At 52.7% G+C, this 12,614-nt stretch carries 17 protein-coding genes; 16 read left to right on the top strand and 1 reads right to left on the bottom strand.

The features are described 5' to 3' along the window. Window positions 1–2: 2 nt before the first annotated feature. The 11 genes from PsW74_RS18245 to PsW74_RS18200 all read left to right on the top strand — a co-directional run bounded on the left by PsW74_RS18245 (window position 3) and on the right by PsW74_RS18200 (window position 8,537). Window positions 3–230, top strand: coding sequence for a hypothetical protein (locus PsW74_RS18245; protein WP_063288062.1), 228 nt, complete (start codon window positions 3–5; stop codon window positions 228–230). Next, on the top strand, window positions 223–1,530 hold the full coding sequence (locus PsW74_RS18240; RefSeq protein ID WP_063288061.1) for a hypothetical protein: 1,308 nt from the start codon (window positions 223–225) through the stop codon (window positions 1,528–1,530). Before PsW74_RS18245 ends, PsW74_RS18240 begins: the two co-directional genes overlap by 8 nt. A 19-nt stretch (window positions 1,531–1,549) precedes the next feature. Then, window positions 1,550–2,071, top strand: coding sequence for a phage major tail tube protein (locus PsW74_RS18235; RefSeq protein ID WP_063288060.1), 522 nt, complete (start codon window positions 1,550–1,552; stop codon window positions 2,069–2,071). 108 nt (window positions 2,072–2,179) lie between these two features. After that, on the top strand, window positions 2,180–2,569 hold the full coding sequence (locus PsW74_RS18230; RefSeq protein WP_063288059.1) for a hypothetical protein: 390 nt from the start codon (window positions 2,180–2,182) through the stop codon (window positions 2,567–2,569). Between the two features lie 29 nt (window positions 2,570–2,598). Beyond that, a complete protein-coding gene (locus PsW74_RS28890; RefSeq protein WP_193775939.1) occupies window positions 2,599–2,742 on the top strand; it encodes a hypothetical protein in 144 nt (47 codons plus the stop codon). A gap of 15 nt (window positions 2,743–2,757) precedes the next feature. Next, complete coding sequence (locus PsW74_RS18225; protein ID WP_063288058.1) at window positions 2,758–5,832, top strand: tape measure protein; 3,075 nt, start codon at window positions 2,758–2,760, stop codon at window positions 5,830–5,832. Next, window positions 5,833–6,300, top strand: a complete 468-nt coding sequence (locus PsW74_RS18220) for a phage tail protein (RefSeq protein WP_063288057.1) — start codon at window positions 5,833–5,835, stop codon at window positions 6,298–6,300. Then, a complete protein-coding gene (locus PsW74_RS18215; protein ID WP_063288056.1) occupies window positions 6,300–6,560 on the top strand; it encodes a hypothetical protein in 261 nt (86 codons plus the stop codon). The genes PsW74_RS18220 and PsW74_RS18215 overlap by 1 nt, the downstream gene beginning before the upstream one ends. Window positions 6,561–6,563: 3 nt before the next feature. After that, the gene (locus tag PsW74_RS18210; protein ID WP_063288055.1) at window positions 6,564–7,670 is read left to right on the top strand and encodes a contractile injection system protein, VgrG/Pvc8 family; all 1,107 of its coding nucleotides are present in this window, start codon (window positions 6,564–6,566) and stop codon (window positions 7,668–7,670) included. A gap of 107 nt (window positions 7,671–7,777) precedes the next feature. Further along, window positions 7,778–8,044 (top strand): hypothetical protein, encoded by a 267-nt coding sequence (locus PsW74_RS18205; RefSeq protein ID WP_063288054.1) that lies wholly within the window; start codon window positions 7,778–7,780, stop codon window positions 8,042–8,044. Beyond that, on the top strand, window positions 8,028–8,537 hold the full coding sequence (locus PsW74_RS18200; protein WP_063288053.1) for a hypothetical protein: 510 nt from the start codon (window positions 8,028–8,030) through the stop codon (window positions 8,535–8,537). The genes PsW74_RS18205 and PsW74_RS18200 overlap by 17 nt, the downstream gene beginning before the upstream one ends. A 1-nt stretch (window position 8,538) precedes the next feature. Here PsW74_RS18200 and PsW74_RS18195 read toward each other — a convergent pair whose 3' ends face one another. Beyond that, entirely contained in the window at window positions 8,539–8,937 is a 399-nt protein-coding gene (locus PsW74_RS18195) for a hypothetical protein (protein ID WP_063288052.1), read from the bottom strand. A 61-nt stretch (window positions 8,938–8,998) separates the two neighbouring features. On the opposite strand from PsW74_RS18195, the gene PsW74_RS18190 reads away from it, so the two are divergent. The 5 genes from PsW74_RS18190 to PsW74_RS18170 all read left to right on the top strand — a co-directional run bounded on the left by PsW74_RS18190 (window position 8,999) and on the right by PsW74_RS18170 (window position 12,502). Further along, window positions 8,999–9,421 carry a hypothetical protein gene (locus PsW74_RS18190; protein WP_063288051.1) on the top strand — a complete coding sequence of 141 codons (423 nt, stop codon included), beginning with the start codon at window positions 8,999–9,001 and terminating at the stop codon, window positions 9,419–9,421. Between the two features lie 123 nt (window positions 9,422–9,544). Further along, window positions 9,545–9,928 carry a baseplate gene (locus PsW74_RS18185; RefSeq protein WP_208988057.1) on the top strand — a complete coding sequence of 128 codons (384 nt, stop codon included), beginning with the start codon at window positions 9,545–9,547 and terminating at the stop codon, window positions 9,926–9,928. Beyond that, window positions 9,928–11,064, top strand: coding sequence for a baseplate J/gp47 family protein (locus PsW74_RS18180; protein ID WP_063288050.1), 1,137 nt, complete (start codon window positions 9,928–9,930; stop codon window positions 11,062–11,064). The genes PsW74_RS18185 and PsW74_RS18180 overlap by 1 nt, the downstream gene beginning before the upstream one ends. Next, a complete protein-coding gene (locus PsW74_RS18175) occupies window positions 11,061–11,810 on the top strand; it encodes a phage tail protein (protein ID WP_063288049.1) in 750 nt (249 codons plus the stop codon). Before PsW74_RS18180 ends, PsW74_RS18175 begins: the two co-directional genes overlap by 4 nt. Next, window positions 11,807–12,502, top strand: a complete 696-nt coding sequence (locus PsW74_RS18170) for a phage tail protein (protein ID WP_063288048.1) — start codon at window positions 11,807–11,809, stop codon at window positions 12,500–12,502. Before PsW74_RS18175 ends, PsW74_RS18170 begins: the two co-directional genes overlap by 4 nt. Window positions 12,503–12,614: the final 112 nt, after the last annotated feature.

Genomic DNA, 12,614 nt, shown 5'->3' with positions numbered 1-12,614 from the left:
CCATGAGTGCAACAGACACGGCTCCCGCGCATTTCTGCGATTATGCTTATAGCGGCCCGGTGCAATCGGTTCAGCTGAAAGCAAAAAACACTGCCGGAGAACATGTTGTGTTCTTTGAGGGCATGTTCTCTCCCGGTAAAACCTACACGCTGCCATCAAACCACCCAACAATTGCAGCGTGGGTCTGCGGTGGCATCCTGACAAAACTTGCGGAGGCGTCCAATGGCTGAGCGTATTTTTGGACCTGAGGTTGTTGATGCCAATGAAGATGGTGTCCTGGTTCGTGAGCTGAAGGCGGCGACTGCTTTTCTGGTTGGCACTGCTCCCATTCACGAAGTGCATGACGCTCCCGAGAAGCAGGCCAAGTACATCAACAAGCCTATTATCATTCGGCGTGAGAAGGATATTGCTAAGCATTTCGGCCCGTTTCGCGATGGCTATACGCTGCCGCAAAAACTGCGGGCAATGTTCAAGCAGTCCCAAACACGCGGTATCGGCACCATTTGCGTGGTCAATGTGTTTGATCCGGCTACCCATAAAGATGAGGCAGGCAAGCCCGACCCAAGCAAGGTTGGTGCACTGGATATCATTGGTGCTTTTGATGCCATGGGCAATCCAAGCGGATTGAAGCTGGCTTATTCCTGTTATCAGCGTTTTGGCTGGTTCCCGAAGAACATTGGGGCTCCCGGCTTTGACGGTCTAACGGGTGTACGCGCTGAGATGGCGGCAATTTGTGCACGCATTCGCGCCCGCTGTTATTGGGACGCGCCTTTTGGAGCAACCTTGCAGCAGCTTGTGGAAGCACGCGGGCCGAGCGGGTCGTTTGATTTCCAGACCAACGACACCCGCGTCAACCTGTGTTGGCCAATGATGGAAACGGTCAACCTGGATGATACCTCGGCTCAAGCCGGTGAAGTAATTGCAGATCATTACTCTGCTTACTTGATGGGTACCGTGCTCATGAGTGTGATGGAATACGGCTATCACCACAGCCCCTCCAACCGGCCTGTCAAAGGCATTGAGGGCGCTGCACAAGAGGTGCTTTATGTACCCGGTGACGGCACCAGCGATACGCAGGTCACCCGTTCTAACGGGATTATCTCCGTTGAAGAGCGCTTTGGTAAAGGCCCGCATACCTCTGGTAACCGCAATGCTGGCTATCCCACCAAGACTTCTATGCTGACCTTCTTCCACGCCCAGTACACGCAAGACGTCCTGGACGAAGCGGTTCTGCATTTCCTTGATGAGAAAAAGGATCGCGTGGGCTCTCTGCCCCGTATTGAGCAGATAGAAGATGCCATCAATGCCTGGGGGATTGGCAAGACGGGCAGTCGTGATCCTGAGCTTTCCGGTTTCCGGTTTGCCTTTGACCGGGAGAAGATGAGCGCTGCTTATGCAGCTGACGGCTGGTTCCACTATACGCTTGAGTTTGCCCCGACCGGCATCATGGAGACCATCACCGTGCGCCGCTCCCTCAACATCAACCTTCTGGCCGATGCACTGGGGCTTTCCCAGTCAGACGCGGCTTAAGCAAAGAAAGGGATGATCAATGGCTGATTATCGCGGTCGCTTTGGGCAGATTACCAACTCTGATATTTATCTGGGCGACAACACCCTTGTGGGGCTCGCCAAGTCTTTCAAAATGCCCAAGATTGAATGGAAGACGGTAGATATTGAAACACTGGGTCAGGTGGCCGTTTATAAGGCTCCAACCAGAACGCTGGAAGCGCTTACCGGTGAAATCACCATGAGCAGTGTGGATCCGGAGTTGCAGGAAGCCTTCTTAAACCCCACGAAGACACAGACTATCCAGCTGCACAAGTATGTGGACGTGAACAGTGCGGACGGGGCGGATTTGGAGCAATCCTATACGTTGGTCACTATCTTGCAGGTTCGTTTCTTTGCTCATGAGCTGGGCGAGAGCAAGAACGGCGATCCAGAAGAGATGACCCATGAGCTGTCTATCTCGCGTCTGGTCCAGCGTATCCACGACAGCAACAAGCCGCTGTTTGAGGTGGACGTGTTTGCCAGTTCAGTGCGGAACTCTTCCGGCGAGATGTGGCGCAGATAAGTTCATAACGGTCTTCATAGACCGCGACCTGAAAGCCCCCGTTGCTTAATCGCGCGGGGGCTTTTTGCGTTTTAAGGACTGATCCCTGATTTTAGAAAGAGGTGCACCATGGACAACCAGAGCGATAAGAAAACGGCCCAGCCTGAGGCAGCAAAAGACACCGGTGTTATTGGCAAATTAAAGGCCTACCGGGCAGCCAATCAGGGTGATGCAACGTTCACGCTGCCGCAAACTCAAGTGATCGTAGAGTTCCCAAAGTTCCGCAAGCATGGTGCATGGACGCAGGTTCTTGCTATGGCGAAGAACAAGATCGCCAAGGCGCAAATTCTTTACATCTGCAAGGTCTGTACCTTTGACGGCGAGAAGCTTTCTGAAGCCGACTGGCGAACTTACATCCCCATGGAAGATGCCAATGAGCTTATGGGCGAAATCTTTGGCGGCTCAGATGAGGAGCTTGAAGAGGATGATGAGGGAAACGGGAGCACGGCAGCGGCTTAGCGCTGTCAACGCTTGAGTGCCACACCTACATGGTCAACCGGGGATGGTCCCCCGGTTACCTTGATGACCTTCTGGAAATTGAATTCCTATCTCACTTTGACCAGCAGGTAGCGCTGGATGAGGCGCGGGCTGAGGCTGAGCGCAAAGCCGTCGAGGCTGCCTCTCGGCGGTGATGTCGGGGAACAGCTATGCGCCTTGGAATTACCGCTGAATTTAAGGACCGTGCATCGAAAAAGATGCGCAAGCTTCTGCGTTTTAACACGCTTATGGCAAAGCAACTTAAAGCCCAGGACAAACTGCAAAAGGGTCAGGTTAAGTCTGCGAGCAAACAAGCCAAAGCCACCCAAAAACTAGAAAAAGCGACGGGCAAAACCGCTAAGGCAGCAGATAAAGTCGCTCAGGCAACCCAGAAAGCCGCCCGCGCCACTGACGCGGTTGCTAAAGGTGCCGGTGTCATGGCTGGGCAAACAAACCGAGCCAGAGATGCCATGGGTCGCTTTGTTGGTAAGACAAGTGAAGCGGTGCGCAAGGTCGGGTTTTTAAGCCGTGCAATCAAAAAAGTAAGAACAGCGAGTGCCAGTCTTCAAAAAGGTGGTGCGCTTGTCAAAGGCGGCGGTGGGAAGATTGCGCGTGGGGCAGCGGTCGGGACCGGCTTGTTTGCCGGGGCGAGTGCGATTGCAGGAGCAGCTGCCGGGACTGTGGTTGGACCAGCTGCACAGATGGAAAATTACATGGTTCAGCTTGAGGGGTTGGAGGGTTCTGAGGCCAAAGCTGAACAGGCCTTGGGGTGGATTAGAACCTTCGCAGATAAAACCCCCTTATTGCTTCCCGATGTTGTTGAATCCTATAAGCAGCTTAAAAACTTTGGAATTGAGCCCACCAACGGAAGCCTTCAGGCGTTAACAGATACTATGGCTATGAGTGGCGGTGGCGCTGAGCAGTTGCAAGGCATTGTTACTGCTATTGGTCAAGCATGGGCTAAGGGAAAGCTACAAGCCGAAGAAGTCAATCAGTTGATGGAGCGTGGTGTTCCAGTCTGGGATATGTTCTCCAAAGCAACCGGCAAAAGCTCTGCTACTCTAATGGAAATGGCCTCCAATGGAGAACTTGGCCGAGAGGCGATTTCAAAACTCGTTGAATTGATGGGAACCAGAGCTTCAGGTTCTTCAGAAAAACTCTCCAAAACATGGGATGGCACGGTTTCTAACCTGATGGGGCGTTGGTTGGATTTCCGGCTTATGATTGCAGACGCAGGGGTATTTGACTGGGCCAAAGAGAAACTACAAGGGTTTCTGGACGGGTTCGAGACTATGAAATCGGGCGGGTCTATGCAGGATCTAGCCGATGAAGTCAGCGCTAACATAATTACAACTTTGGAAGCCTTGTGGACCTTTGGCGTGGCCCTCTGGGGTGTTCTTAAAAGTATTGGTCGCGGTCTTAAGTGGGCTTCAGATATGTTGGGCGGTTGGAATAATCTCGCAGCTGTTATGATTGCCATTCCAATTATTTCAACGCTTACAGGGATTGTGACCGGTTTTGTACAACTGGGAGCTGGATTGGTTGCGTTGGGGAGCGGTATTGCCGCCGTTGGCTGGCCTATATTGATAGTCGTGGCTGTGGTAGCCGCTCTGGCTGCAGCCGCGTGGCTTATCTATGACAACTGGGACGTGGTCTCTGTTTGGCTGGTGGATGCTTGGGAGTGGATTAAAGACAAAGCAAGCATCCTTTGGGAGCATTTTAAAACTGTCTTTTCCTGGACGCCGTTAGGCATGATCATTTCCAACTGGAGCACCATTAAAAGCTGGCTCAGCAAACTTTGGGAAGGCATCAAGCAAACAGCCTCAGACGCATGGGAGGGGCTGAAGCAGCTGTTTAAGTGGACGCCTCTTGGGTTGATCATCACCAACTGGAGCAAGATCACGGCATGGTTTGACGAGTTCTGGACAGGTCTTAAAACCAAAATCTCGGGCAAGTGGGCTGAAATCAAGGCCACGTTTACAGGTTGGAAGTGGCCGAAGTTTCCAGACCTGAAGCTGCCAAGTTTCACTGAAATCAAACAGGCGTTCATTGATTTCTTCAAGCTGGGCTGGCTGCCAGATTGGGTCTGGCCCAACCTGCCAGAATTCAAGCTCCCCAGTTTTGCGGAGATGAAAGAAGGGCTTATCTCCTTCTTTACTGGGGCATGGCTGCCAAAGATGGATGTCTTCTCAAACTTCTGGAGCAAACTGACAGGCTTTGCAGACACTGCCTGGAAGAAATTGTCTGTCATTTTTGATGCTATCGGCAGTGCAGGTGAAACGCTTGCGACCACTGTTGGAGAGACCCTTAAATCCCTCGCTGATATGGCAAGTTCGCTCTGGTCGGCAGTGACCGGCCCGGAGGGTGCCGATCGCTTTATTGATCAGCTGACCGAAGTTGCCGAAAACGGCTGGTCTGATGACTTTGTAGAAGGTCTGGCGCTCACAGAGGCCCTGCAGTCCGGTCAGATGAATCTTGAGACCTATCAGCAAAAACTTGCTGCGATTGCCTCTGGTAGCGGTGAATTTGCCTCTCATGCACAAAAGATGATGGACCTATCGCGACAACTTGAGGGCCACTCCGGGTTTAGCCAGCAGGAGCAATCGCCCATGGGTCTTGCGGAGGTGGAAAAGGCCAGCGCGGCAGTCGAAGCGCTTCACGCATCCAGCAAAGCTGCCATTGCCCAAGTCGACAACATGCTTGGCGGTGTGGACTTTGCCTATCACGGCCAGCGCATGATGGAGACGATTGCTAAAGGGATGCGCTCACGGGCTCATCTGCTGGTGGACGAGATGCGCCAGGTCACACAGATCCTGCGCGACCATCTGCCATCCTCTCCGGCAAAGATGGGGCCGCTTTCTGATATTCACCGCCTCAAGTTTGGTGAGACCATTGCAGGATCTATCAAACCCGCGCCTATGGTCAAGGCAATGCGCAAGGCCGCCGCTGCCACCATGGCGGCCGCCACACTCAGCACGGCAACCGTTTCACCTTCTCTGGCTGCCTCTGCTCCGCAAGCGATCATTCCGCCCGCTCAAGCTCTGCAAGCGGCGGGTGGTTCGGGCGGGTCTGGCGCTTCAGGCTTTGGCGGAACCATATCCGTCACCTTTGCCCCTCAGATCACAGTAGGTTCAGGAGCATCCATTACCAAAGAAGAAATTGCCGAGGTGATGGAAGATAAAGCGGAAGAATTCATGGACCTTCTTTTGCGCAAGATGGACGAGAAAAAGAGGCTTGAGTTTTAGATGATTTTTGCCAGCCTTGGAGATTTTCAGTTGGGTACTACCAGCGTGATGACAGGCCCCACGGCGGCAGATGAAACCCTTGCCAATGATTTCCACGAGCACAAAGTGGTACGGGGCAAACCCGTACCACAGAAGGGCGGAGAAGCCTTAGACCGCCGTTCGTTCTCCTTCTTCTTTGATGAGAGTTTCTGTAGGCCTGAAGCTGAGTATGCTCGTTTAGTTGCTGCTAAAGTCGCTGGCAATATCTTGCCGTTTATTCCAGGCGGCAGAGGGTTTCTGGGTAAGCACTACTTTATCAAGGAGCTAAAAGGCACCACCCATAAGACCACTCAGAGCGGGCGCATTGTGCGGATCTCTGCCAGTATTCAGCTGGTGGAAGTTCCCGGCAGCGCCTTAAGCCTTGGTGGTGTTGGCATTGCCGGTGCAGCCGTTGCCTTGCTGAACCCATTGATTAAGAGGCTCAGGTGATGGCAATAACAACCGGTGATTATCTGGAGCATGTGAGCGAGCCTGGAGAGCGCTGGGATACCATCGCCTGGGTTTATTATCGTGACCCGGAAATGATGGACCTTCTGATCACAGAGAACCGTCACTTATTCCCGGAGGAAATCGCAAAGATCCCTGCAATCCTGCCCCCGCGTCTGACCTTGCGTATTCCAGTGATTGAACAAGATCCGCTGGACACAAACCTGTTGCCGCCCTGGAAGCGCGGCACCGCGCAGGGCTAGGTTATGGATCTGCGTGAACCATTTCTTTCTCTCAAGATCAACGGCGTGGAAGTGGCAGACAGTCTTGCCCCGCATCTGATTGATTTTGCCTGGACAGATAACCTACATGGCAAAGCGGATGAGGTATCCGTCACTTTGCGCGACGACAGCGGGTTGTGGCGTGGTCCATGGCGACCGGAGAAAGGCGATAAGGTCATCGCAAGTATTGGTTATCAAGGGTTTCCACCCATGCCCTGCGGCGAGTTTGAGGTGGACATTCCTGAAGCGCAAGGCTCACGGCTGAATGACCGTCTCAGTTTTAAAGCCACCTCAGCTTATTACAGCTCCGAGCAGCGCACCAAAAAATCAAAGGCCTTTGAGAAAACCACGCTCAAGAAGGTGATTGAAGACATTGCCAAGGGGCTTGGCTACACGGTCTCAGGCAAGATCGAAGAGATTCAGTTTCGCTATAAGCGCCAGCGCCGTGAGCGCGACCTCCAGTTCCTCAAGCGCCTTGCTGAAGACTACGGCTATTTCTTTGCCATCAAAGACAAGCAGCTGGTATTTTATAAACGCGATGATCTGGAAAAGCGTGAGGCAACAATCACTTTCGAGCTGGCGGATGGCACAACCATAATCAATTGGAAGGCCACCGATAAAACGCACCAGACCTACAGCAAAGCCAAGGTTGCCTATACTCACGGCCAAAAAAAGAAACTGATCACGGGAGAGGCGCAGGATCTTTCCATCAAGTCCGGCGATACGCTCACCATAGATGAACGCGTGGAAGATGAGACAGAAGCTAAAACCATCGCAAAGTCTCGCCTTGCCAAAGCCAATGAAGATGGCCTGGTAGCAGGCCTCACTGTGGTAGGTGATCCTCTGATGATTGCCGGACAAGTTGTCGCTCTGGGTGCAACCTTTGGAAAATACGCGGCCCTTTATTTGGTGCACAAAGCCGTGCACAAGATCTCACGCGGCAAGTACACGACCCAGCTGGAACTGAAGGCGATCCGCCAGGACGGCAAGGTGCGCAAGGCTTCTGCTAAAGGCACGAAGTCCGGTAGTGATTCAGGGCTGTTTGATGAGCCGGTGCAGGATCTTTCGAAACCGCAAGGACAGACATTTTAGGTTTCTGTGACACTCTCGCCAACCCTGTTTTGAGTAGTTCGCAGTTTCAGGAATCCAGATATGCAAGAGGTCTAAGTGCAACCTATAGCCAGAGAGGATTCCTGAAAATGGAGTATTTTAAAAGCCGTTTTGCCCGACCGCTCCAATCTAAAGCTTATCAGTCCAAGGGGCGAATTGCGGGCGGGTCTATCGGTGGTGGTGTCGGAGCATGGTTAGGAAGCAGCATTGGAGTAGCAATGCTTGGGACCGCCTTCGCTGGCACAGCATTATTCGCGGCAATTGGTGCAGTTATCGGCGTGCTCTTAGTACCTGACTTAAGACGATTTTTTCGAAGAAAAGACAAAGGTGTAAATTTCGATGTCGAGGATAACTGACGGTGAAAGCTCCAGCCCGTTTAAGCGTGGCACGCTAACCAAGCACGGAAAAGACGGGCGGGCACAGGTTGAGTTTCAGGACGAAGACGGCAATGCATCTGCCTGGCTTTCTGTCAGCCAGCGCAATACCAAAGGGCAGAAGAGCTACGATATGCCCGCAGTCGGCACTCAAGTCTGGTGCCTGCTGGATGCCTATGGTGAGGATGGCGTGATTGGTGGGGCTGTCTGGTCTGATGAAGATGCCCCACCTTCAAATGATCCGAATGTCGTCCATGAAGTATTCGGGCCGCTGGAGATTTTTTACAACAAGACCACTGGTGAGATGAGGGTCAAAGGGGCGCCTAAGATCACTTTTGAGGCGGATCTGATTGAACTTAAGGGCACGATAAAGATGGAAGGTGACAGCGTCACCCACAACGGCAAAGAAGTGGGTGAGACGCATAAGCATAAGGATATTACGCCGGGGCCTGCGCAGACGGGAGTGGTGGTTTAATCTACCTATTTCTGCCGCTTAGTGCTTTTGTTTGTCGTGGTAGCGCAGCCCGTTTTGCGGTTTGTTGCTGCACTCTCGATGGATCACCATCTGGTAATCTCACGGGCACACTAAATTTGATCTTATTTGCGTAGCTTGCGGCGGTTTGCCCACCACCTTCGACACCAACTCCAAAAACTTTTAGGGCTGCTTTTCCACTTCCACTATGCTCAGCACTAACTGCAACATCAAACTCAACCACCGAAAAGACACCGTATGTACCTCCGTTAATCAAATTACCGTCGAGCTTGATACCCTGAAGTCCTGCATTGATGTTGTCACCGCCTTCTACAGTTTGGGCTTCTCGAACCCCCTCTAGTATTTGCTGAAGACTTTGTGTCACAAATTCTTTGAGTTCCATTGCGATTATCTCTAAAGTTAACGTGCTAAAAGAGTAAATATTTTGTTATAGGGGAATTATTATGTCAAACCTGAAGTTACATCAGCAATTGGTTGGTAAAATACTCCATTTTCTTTATGAAAAAGGCCTTTCAAAGACCGATATTTCATCTAACCAAGCTCAGGATTTTTACAAAGGTACCTCTCTTGAGGGTGAAGCGAAATTTCAAATCTTTTCTGATGTTCTCGATTGGATGGAACGAGAGGGGTTAATCTCTATGAGCTCGAACAATAAAACGCTAAGCGGCTCATTTCATCATATCGGTGTGCAACTGACATCATATGGAATATCGTTGATCCAAACCCAGAAGTTTGATGCATTAGATAAAAGCACTATTGAAGAAGAAATTGATAATAGCAATGGCGATATTAGTGCAGAAAAATATGGAAAATTTGGAGCGCTAATCGGTGGGTTCGTAGGCGGTTTTGCTCAGTCTGCTGGCTAATCTTTGTCTTAGTAATTCAGCTAACTAATTCTATTCCATTTACGGAACACTTCCGTAACCTGATCCACGCCCGCACGATACCTTGCCTACAACGAGAAGTTTTAGCAAGGATGTTTGCGGGCGATGGTTTTAGATCCCCTCCATTGGCAGATTAAGTTAGCGCAGGAAGACGATGCGCCGTGGAATGAAGCGGTCGAAGGGCTTGATGATCTGGCCCAGGCCATCCGCATTATCTGCCTGACGCCCAAGCTCTCTGTGCCTACTGAGCCTGAGCAATTCTGCGATGCTCTGAGCTATATTGACCGCGTGCCAGCAAAAGCCATTCCGGGCATTTCCAAAGAGATCTGGGAGGGCATTACCCGCTGGGAGCCGCGTGTTCTGCTTGACCGCGTAGACGTTGAACAACTCGGCCTTGCTTATTTCGCAGCCTCCATTTTCTGGCGTCCACGTTCTGATGTACTTTCCGATATTCAGCGCACAGATGTTGATCTGATGAGGGCTGAGTGATGGTAAACCTCATCAAAACCCTAACCACTGATGAGCTGATCCGGCGCGGACCACCGCAGCACTTCACCACCTCGGCCAAAGCCTGGAAGGAAAAGCTGGTGGCGTGGTGGGAAACCCACCCGGACGGGCCACAGCGCAAGCTCTATCCGGCTCACTATGAGATGCTGCTCATCAACCTACTTTCCTACGGCCTGTCGCTGCTGGGCAAAGAAGGCCAGGATGCCGCCGACAAGCGCTGGCTGCTGTTTGCCAAGGGGCACTCACTGGATGTGGCCGCCGCCAACAACGGCACGTTTCGTCTCAAATCCAAACCTGCACGGGTGGAGCTTGCCTTCACACTGGAGACCCCACGAGGAACCGACCTTATCTTGCCCCGTGGGCTGGAAATCAGCGCCGGAGAAGTTTCATTTGCGCTGGATGACCAGCAGGTATTGAAGGCAGGCAAAGTCGCATTAAGTGGCCGCGCCACGGCAACACAACCGGGGCCGGAGGCCAATGGCCTGCTCCCCGGCCAGATCACGCAAATCTCTGCAGGCTATCCCGATGTGAGCGTGACCAACACGACGACCAGCGCAGGCGGCACAACAGCAGAAGACGACAGCTCGTTACTCTACCGCGCCGCTAAAGCTCATGATCGTATCTCCAAGGCCGGACCAAAGGAAAGCTATCGTCAGCAGGCCCGCGCCTTTTCTCCGGACATTGCAGATGTGGAAGTGATCCGACCAGAACCGGGACGCATTGCGCTTTATGTGCTGCTGACCTCCGGCGTGCCTGGTGTCCAGTTTTGCGCGGACCTTAAAGCCTATCTGGACCCACAAAGCAAACGCCCGCAAGGCGATGAACTGAGCGTTCATCCAGCCGAGCTGGTAAGGATTCACATCACCGGCCCACTCAAGGTCAATGGAGATTTTGAAGCCGCCCACGCTGCCTCAGAGGAGGCCATTCGTAAGGCCGGTCTCATCTGGTCGCAGCGTTTGGGTGACTATCTGGCTTTGTCTGCTTTAACACCTGCCGTTCGGCTCATAGAAGGCGTGGTGGATGTGGATCTGCATGTGAGCAATTTGGCCTCTCGCCAGCTTGGCAAAACCCAGTTTGCCGTGATTGGCGATGTGGACCTTGTGGCGGAGGCATCATGACGGATCGCCGTTTCCCGCACACGCTGATTTCCTCCAGTATCAATGAAGAGCGCTCCCGTGCCTTTGTGGATGCATTGGAGGCCATGGCGGCGGAATTCGACTTTTCTGTCCTGATGCAGCGCAACTCCGATGAGGTCTCAACAGAAGCCTTGCCGTTGGCAATCCATGACCGCTCACTGGACGAGTTCATTGCAGAAGACGGTCTGCCGGAGGAAGCGGTGCGCCGCCTGATTGATGAAGTGTGGAAGCTGCACGAGGACAAAGGCACCGACGATGGTGTGGCCCTCGGCCTGTCACTGATTGGCATTCGCCCGCACTTTGAACACTGGTGGCAACAAGAGCCGGAAGGCCCGCACGATACCCACAACCTGACCGTCTACGCCAATGAGCATCTGTTTGAAGATGAAGCAGTGCTGCTCAATGAGAAGGTCCAGAGGGCTGCTCTGACCATGGTGGACGCTACCAAGCGCTGGTCACAGGGCACCACCTTTGAGCTTGGTGCGGAATTTGAAAGTACGCTCAATCTTGGATTAGCGGGCCGTTCCAACGCCTTCACACAACCGATGGGCGCAACGGTTTTGCCCGAAAGCGGTGCAACGCTGAGCGCAGGCACAATGGCGCGTGGTGTTGCTTTCGTGGCGCAAACAGCTGAGCCGGTTCTCCCGCAAATAGGGGCCGTTCTTGGTTGTGCCGCAACTGGTCGCGGGCATTCCTTTCTTTCACTTCATGGAGAGCTTTTGACATGAGCCTTAAGGCCATTAATCCAACACTTACGCGCGCTGGCATGCGATCCATCTTTGATGCCTCAGACGCTGGCCTTCATGCCAGGATCACACACCTGGCCTTTGGCACTTCGCGTTATACGCCAACAGGCAATGAGAACAGTCTAAAATCAGAGAAAGCCCGTACCGAGATAATTGGATCTCGTTATCTGGATGATTTTCAGATGGAGATCACGGCCAAGATTGACGGGAACACCGGGCTCACACTGGCTGAGCTTGGTGTGATGTTAGAGGACGGCACCTTGCTGGCCGTATGGTCAGACCCTGACACGCCATTAGCTCAATACACCCCAGGCGTACCGATTGTTTTTTCCTTTGTGCTTGCCCTCACTGGGCTTCCGCAAAACGTCATTCAAGTATCCGGTGATGTGGACCTTCAGCTCTTCTTTGGCGAGGAGTTTGCGGGCACAGCCACCTCTATGATTGCTCTGCAACACGAAAACTTTCAGCTCAATCATACCGTGCGCAGTCTGAGCAAGGCGCTTTCCATTGCTCAGACTGGTCAGGCCGAGTTGCTGCGCCGGATTGAGGTGCTGGAAGGCATGGCTGACCACCAAACGAACACCCGCACCGAGCAGCTTATTTTGGGTGCGTCTCTTGCATCCTCACTTCTCACCATTCAACGCCACACTATTGAAAAGGATCAGTTGCAATGAGCCTGACACAAAGCCTGAATGAGGTGGTCAAATCCACCACAGCCCTGACTCAAGCCGTCCGGGAAACCTACTCGCAGCACGATGCTGAGATCCAAAAAATTCTGAAGGTCGC

The organism is Pseudovibrio sp. W74 (assembly GCF_001623085.1).
GTDB lineage: Bacteria > Pseudomonadota > Alphaproteobacteria > Rhizobiales > Stappiaceae > Pseudovibrio.
This window is presented reverse-complemented; position numbering and strand designations above follow the sequence as displayed.

Excerpts from the sequence above, each read along its gene's own strand:
- PsW74_RS18245 (WP_063288062.1), top strand. The coding sequence starts at position 3 with ATGAGTGCAACAGACACGGCTCCCGCGCATTTCTGCGATTATGCTTAT.
- PsW74_RS18240 (WP_063288061.1), top strand. The coding sequence starts at position 223 with ATGGCTGAGCGTATTTTTGGACCTGAGGTTGTTGATGCCAATGAAGAT.
- PsW74_RS18235 (WP_063288060.1), top strand. The coding sequence starts at position 1,550 with ATGGCTGATTATCGCGGTCGCTTTGGGCAGATTACCAACTCTGATATT.
- PsW74_RS18230 (WP_063288059.1), top strand. The coding sequence starts at position 2,180 with ATGGACAACCAGAGCGATAAGAAAACGGCCCAGCCTGAGGCAGCAAAA.
- PsW74_RS28890 (WP_193775939.1), top strand. The coding sequence starts at position 2,599 with ATGGTCAACCGGGGATGGTCCCCCGGTTACCTTGATGACCTTCTGGAA.
- PsW74_RS18225 (WP_063288058.1), top strand. The coding sequence starts at position 2,758 with ATGCGCCTTGGAATTACCGCTGAATTTAAGGACCGTGCATCGAAAAAG.
- PsW74_RS18220 (WP_063288057.1), top strand. The coding sequence starts at position 5,833 with ATGATTTTTGCCAGCCTTGGAGATTTTCAGTTGGGTACTACCAGCGTG.
- PsW74_RS18215 (WP_063288056.1), top strand. The coding sequence starts at position 6,300 with ATGGCAATAACAACCGGTGATTATCTGGAGCATGTGAGCGAGCCTGGA.
- PsW74_RS18210 (WP_063288055.1), top strand. The coding sequence starts at position 6,564 with ATGGATCTGCGTGAACCATTTCTTTCTCTCAAGATCAACGGCGTGGAA.
- PsW74_RS18205 (WP_063288054.1), top strand. The coding sequence starts at position 7,778 with ATGGAGTATTTTAAAAGCCGTTTTGCCCGACCGCTCCAATCTAAAGCT.
- PsW74_RS18200 (WP_063288053.1), top strand. The coding sequence starts at position 8,028 with ATGTCGAGGATAACTGACGGTGAAAGCTCCAGCCCGTTTAAGCGTGGC.
- PsW74_RS18195 (WP_063288052.1), bottom strand. The coding sequence starts at position 8,937 with ATGGAACTCAAAGAATTTGTGACACAAAGTCTTCAGCAAATACTAGAG.
- PsW74_RS18190 (WP_063288051.1), top strand. The coding sequence starts at position 8,999 with ATGTCAAACCTGAAGTTACATCAGCAATTGGTTGGTAAAATACTCCAT.
- PsW74_RS18185 (WP_208988057.1), top strand. The coding sequence starts at position 9,545 with ATGGTTTTAGATCCCCTCCATTGGCAGATTAAGTTAGCGCAGGAAGAC.
- PsW74_RS18180 (WP_063288050.1), top strand. The coding sequence starts at position 9,928 with ATGGTAAACCTCATCAAAACCCTAACCACTGATGAGCTGATCCGGCGC.
- PsW74_RS18175 (WP_063288049.1), top strand. The coding sequence starts at position 11,061 with ATGACGGATCGCCGTTTCCCGCACACGCTGATTTCCTCCAGTATCAAT.
- PsW74_RS18170 (WP_063288048.1), top strand. The coding sequence starts at position 11,807 with ATGAGCCTTAAGGCCATTAATCCAACACTTACGCGCGCTGGCATGCGA.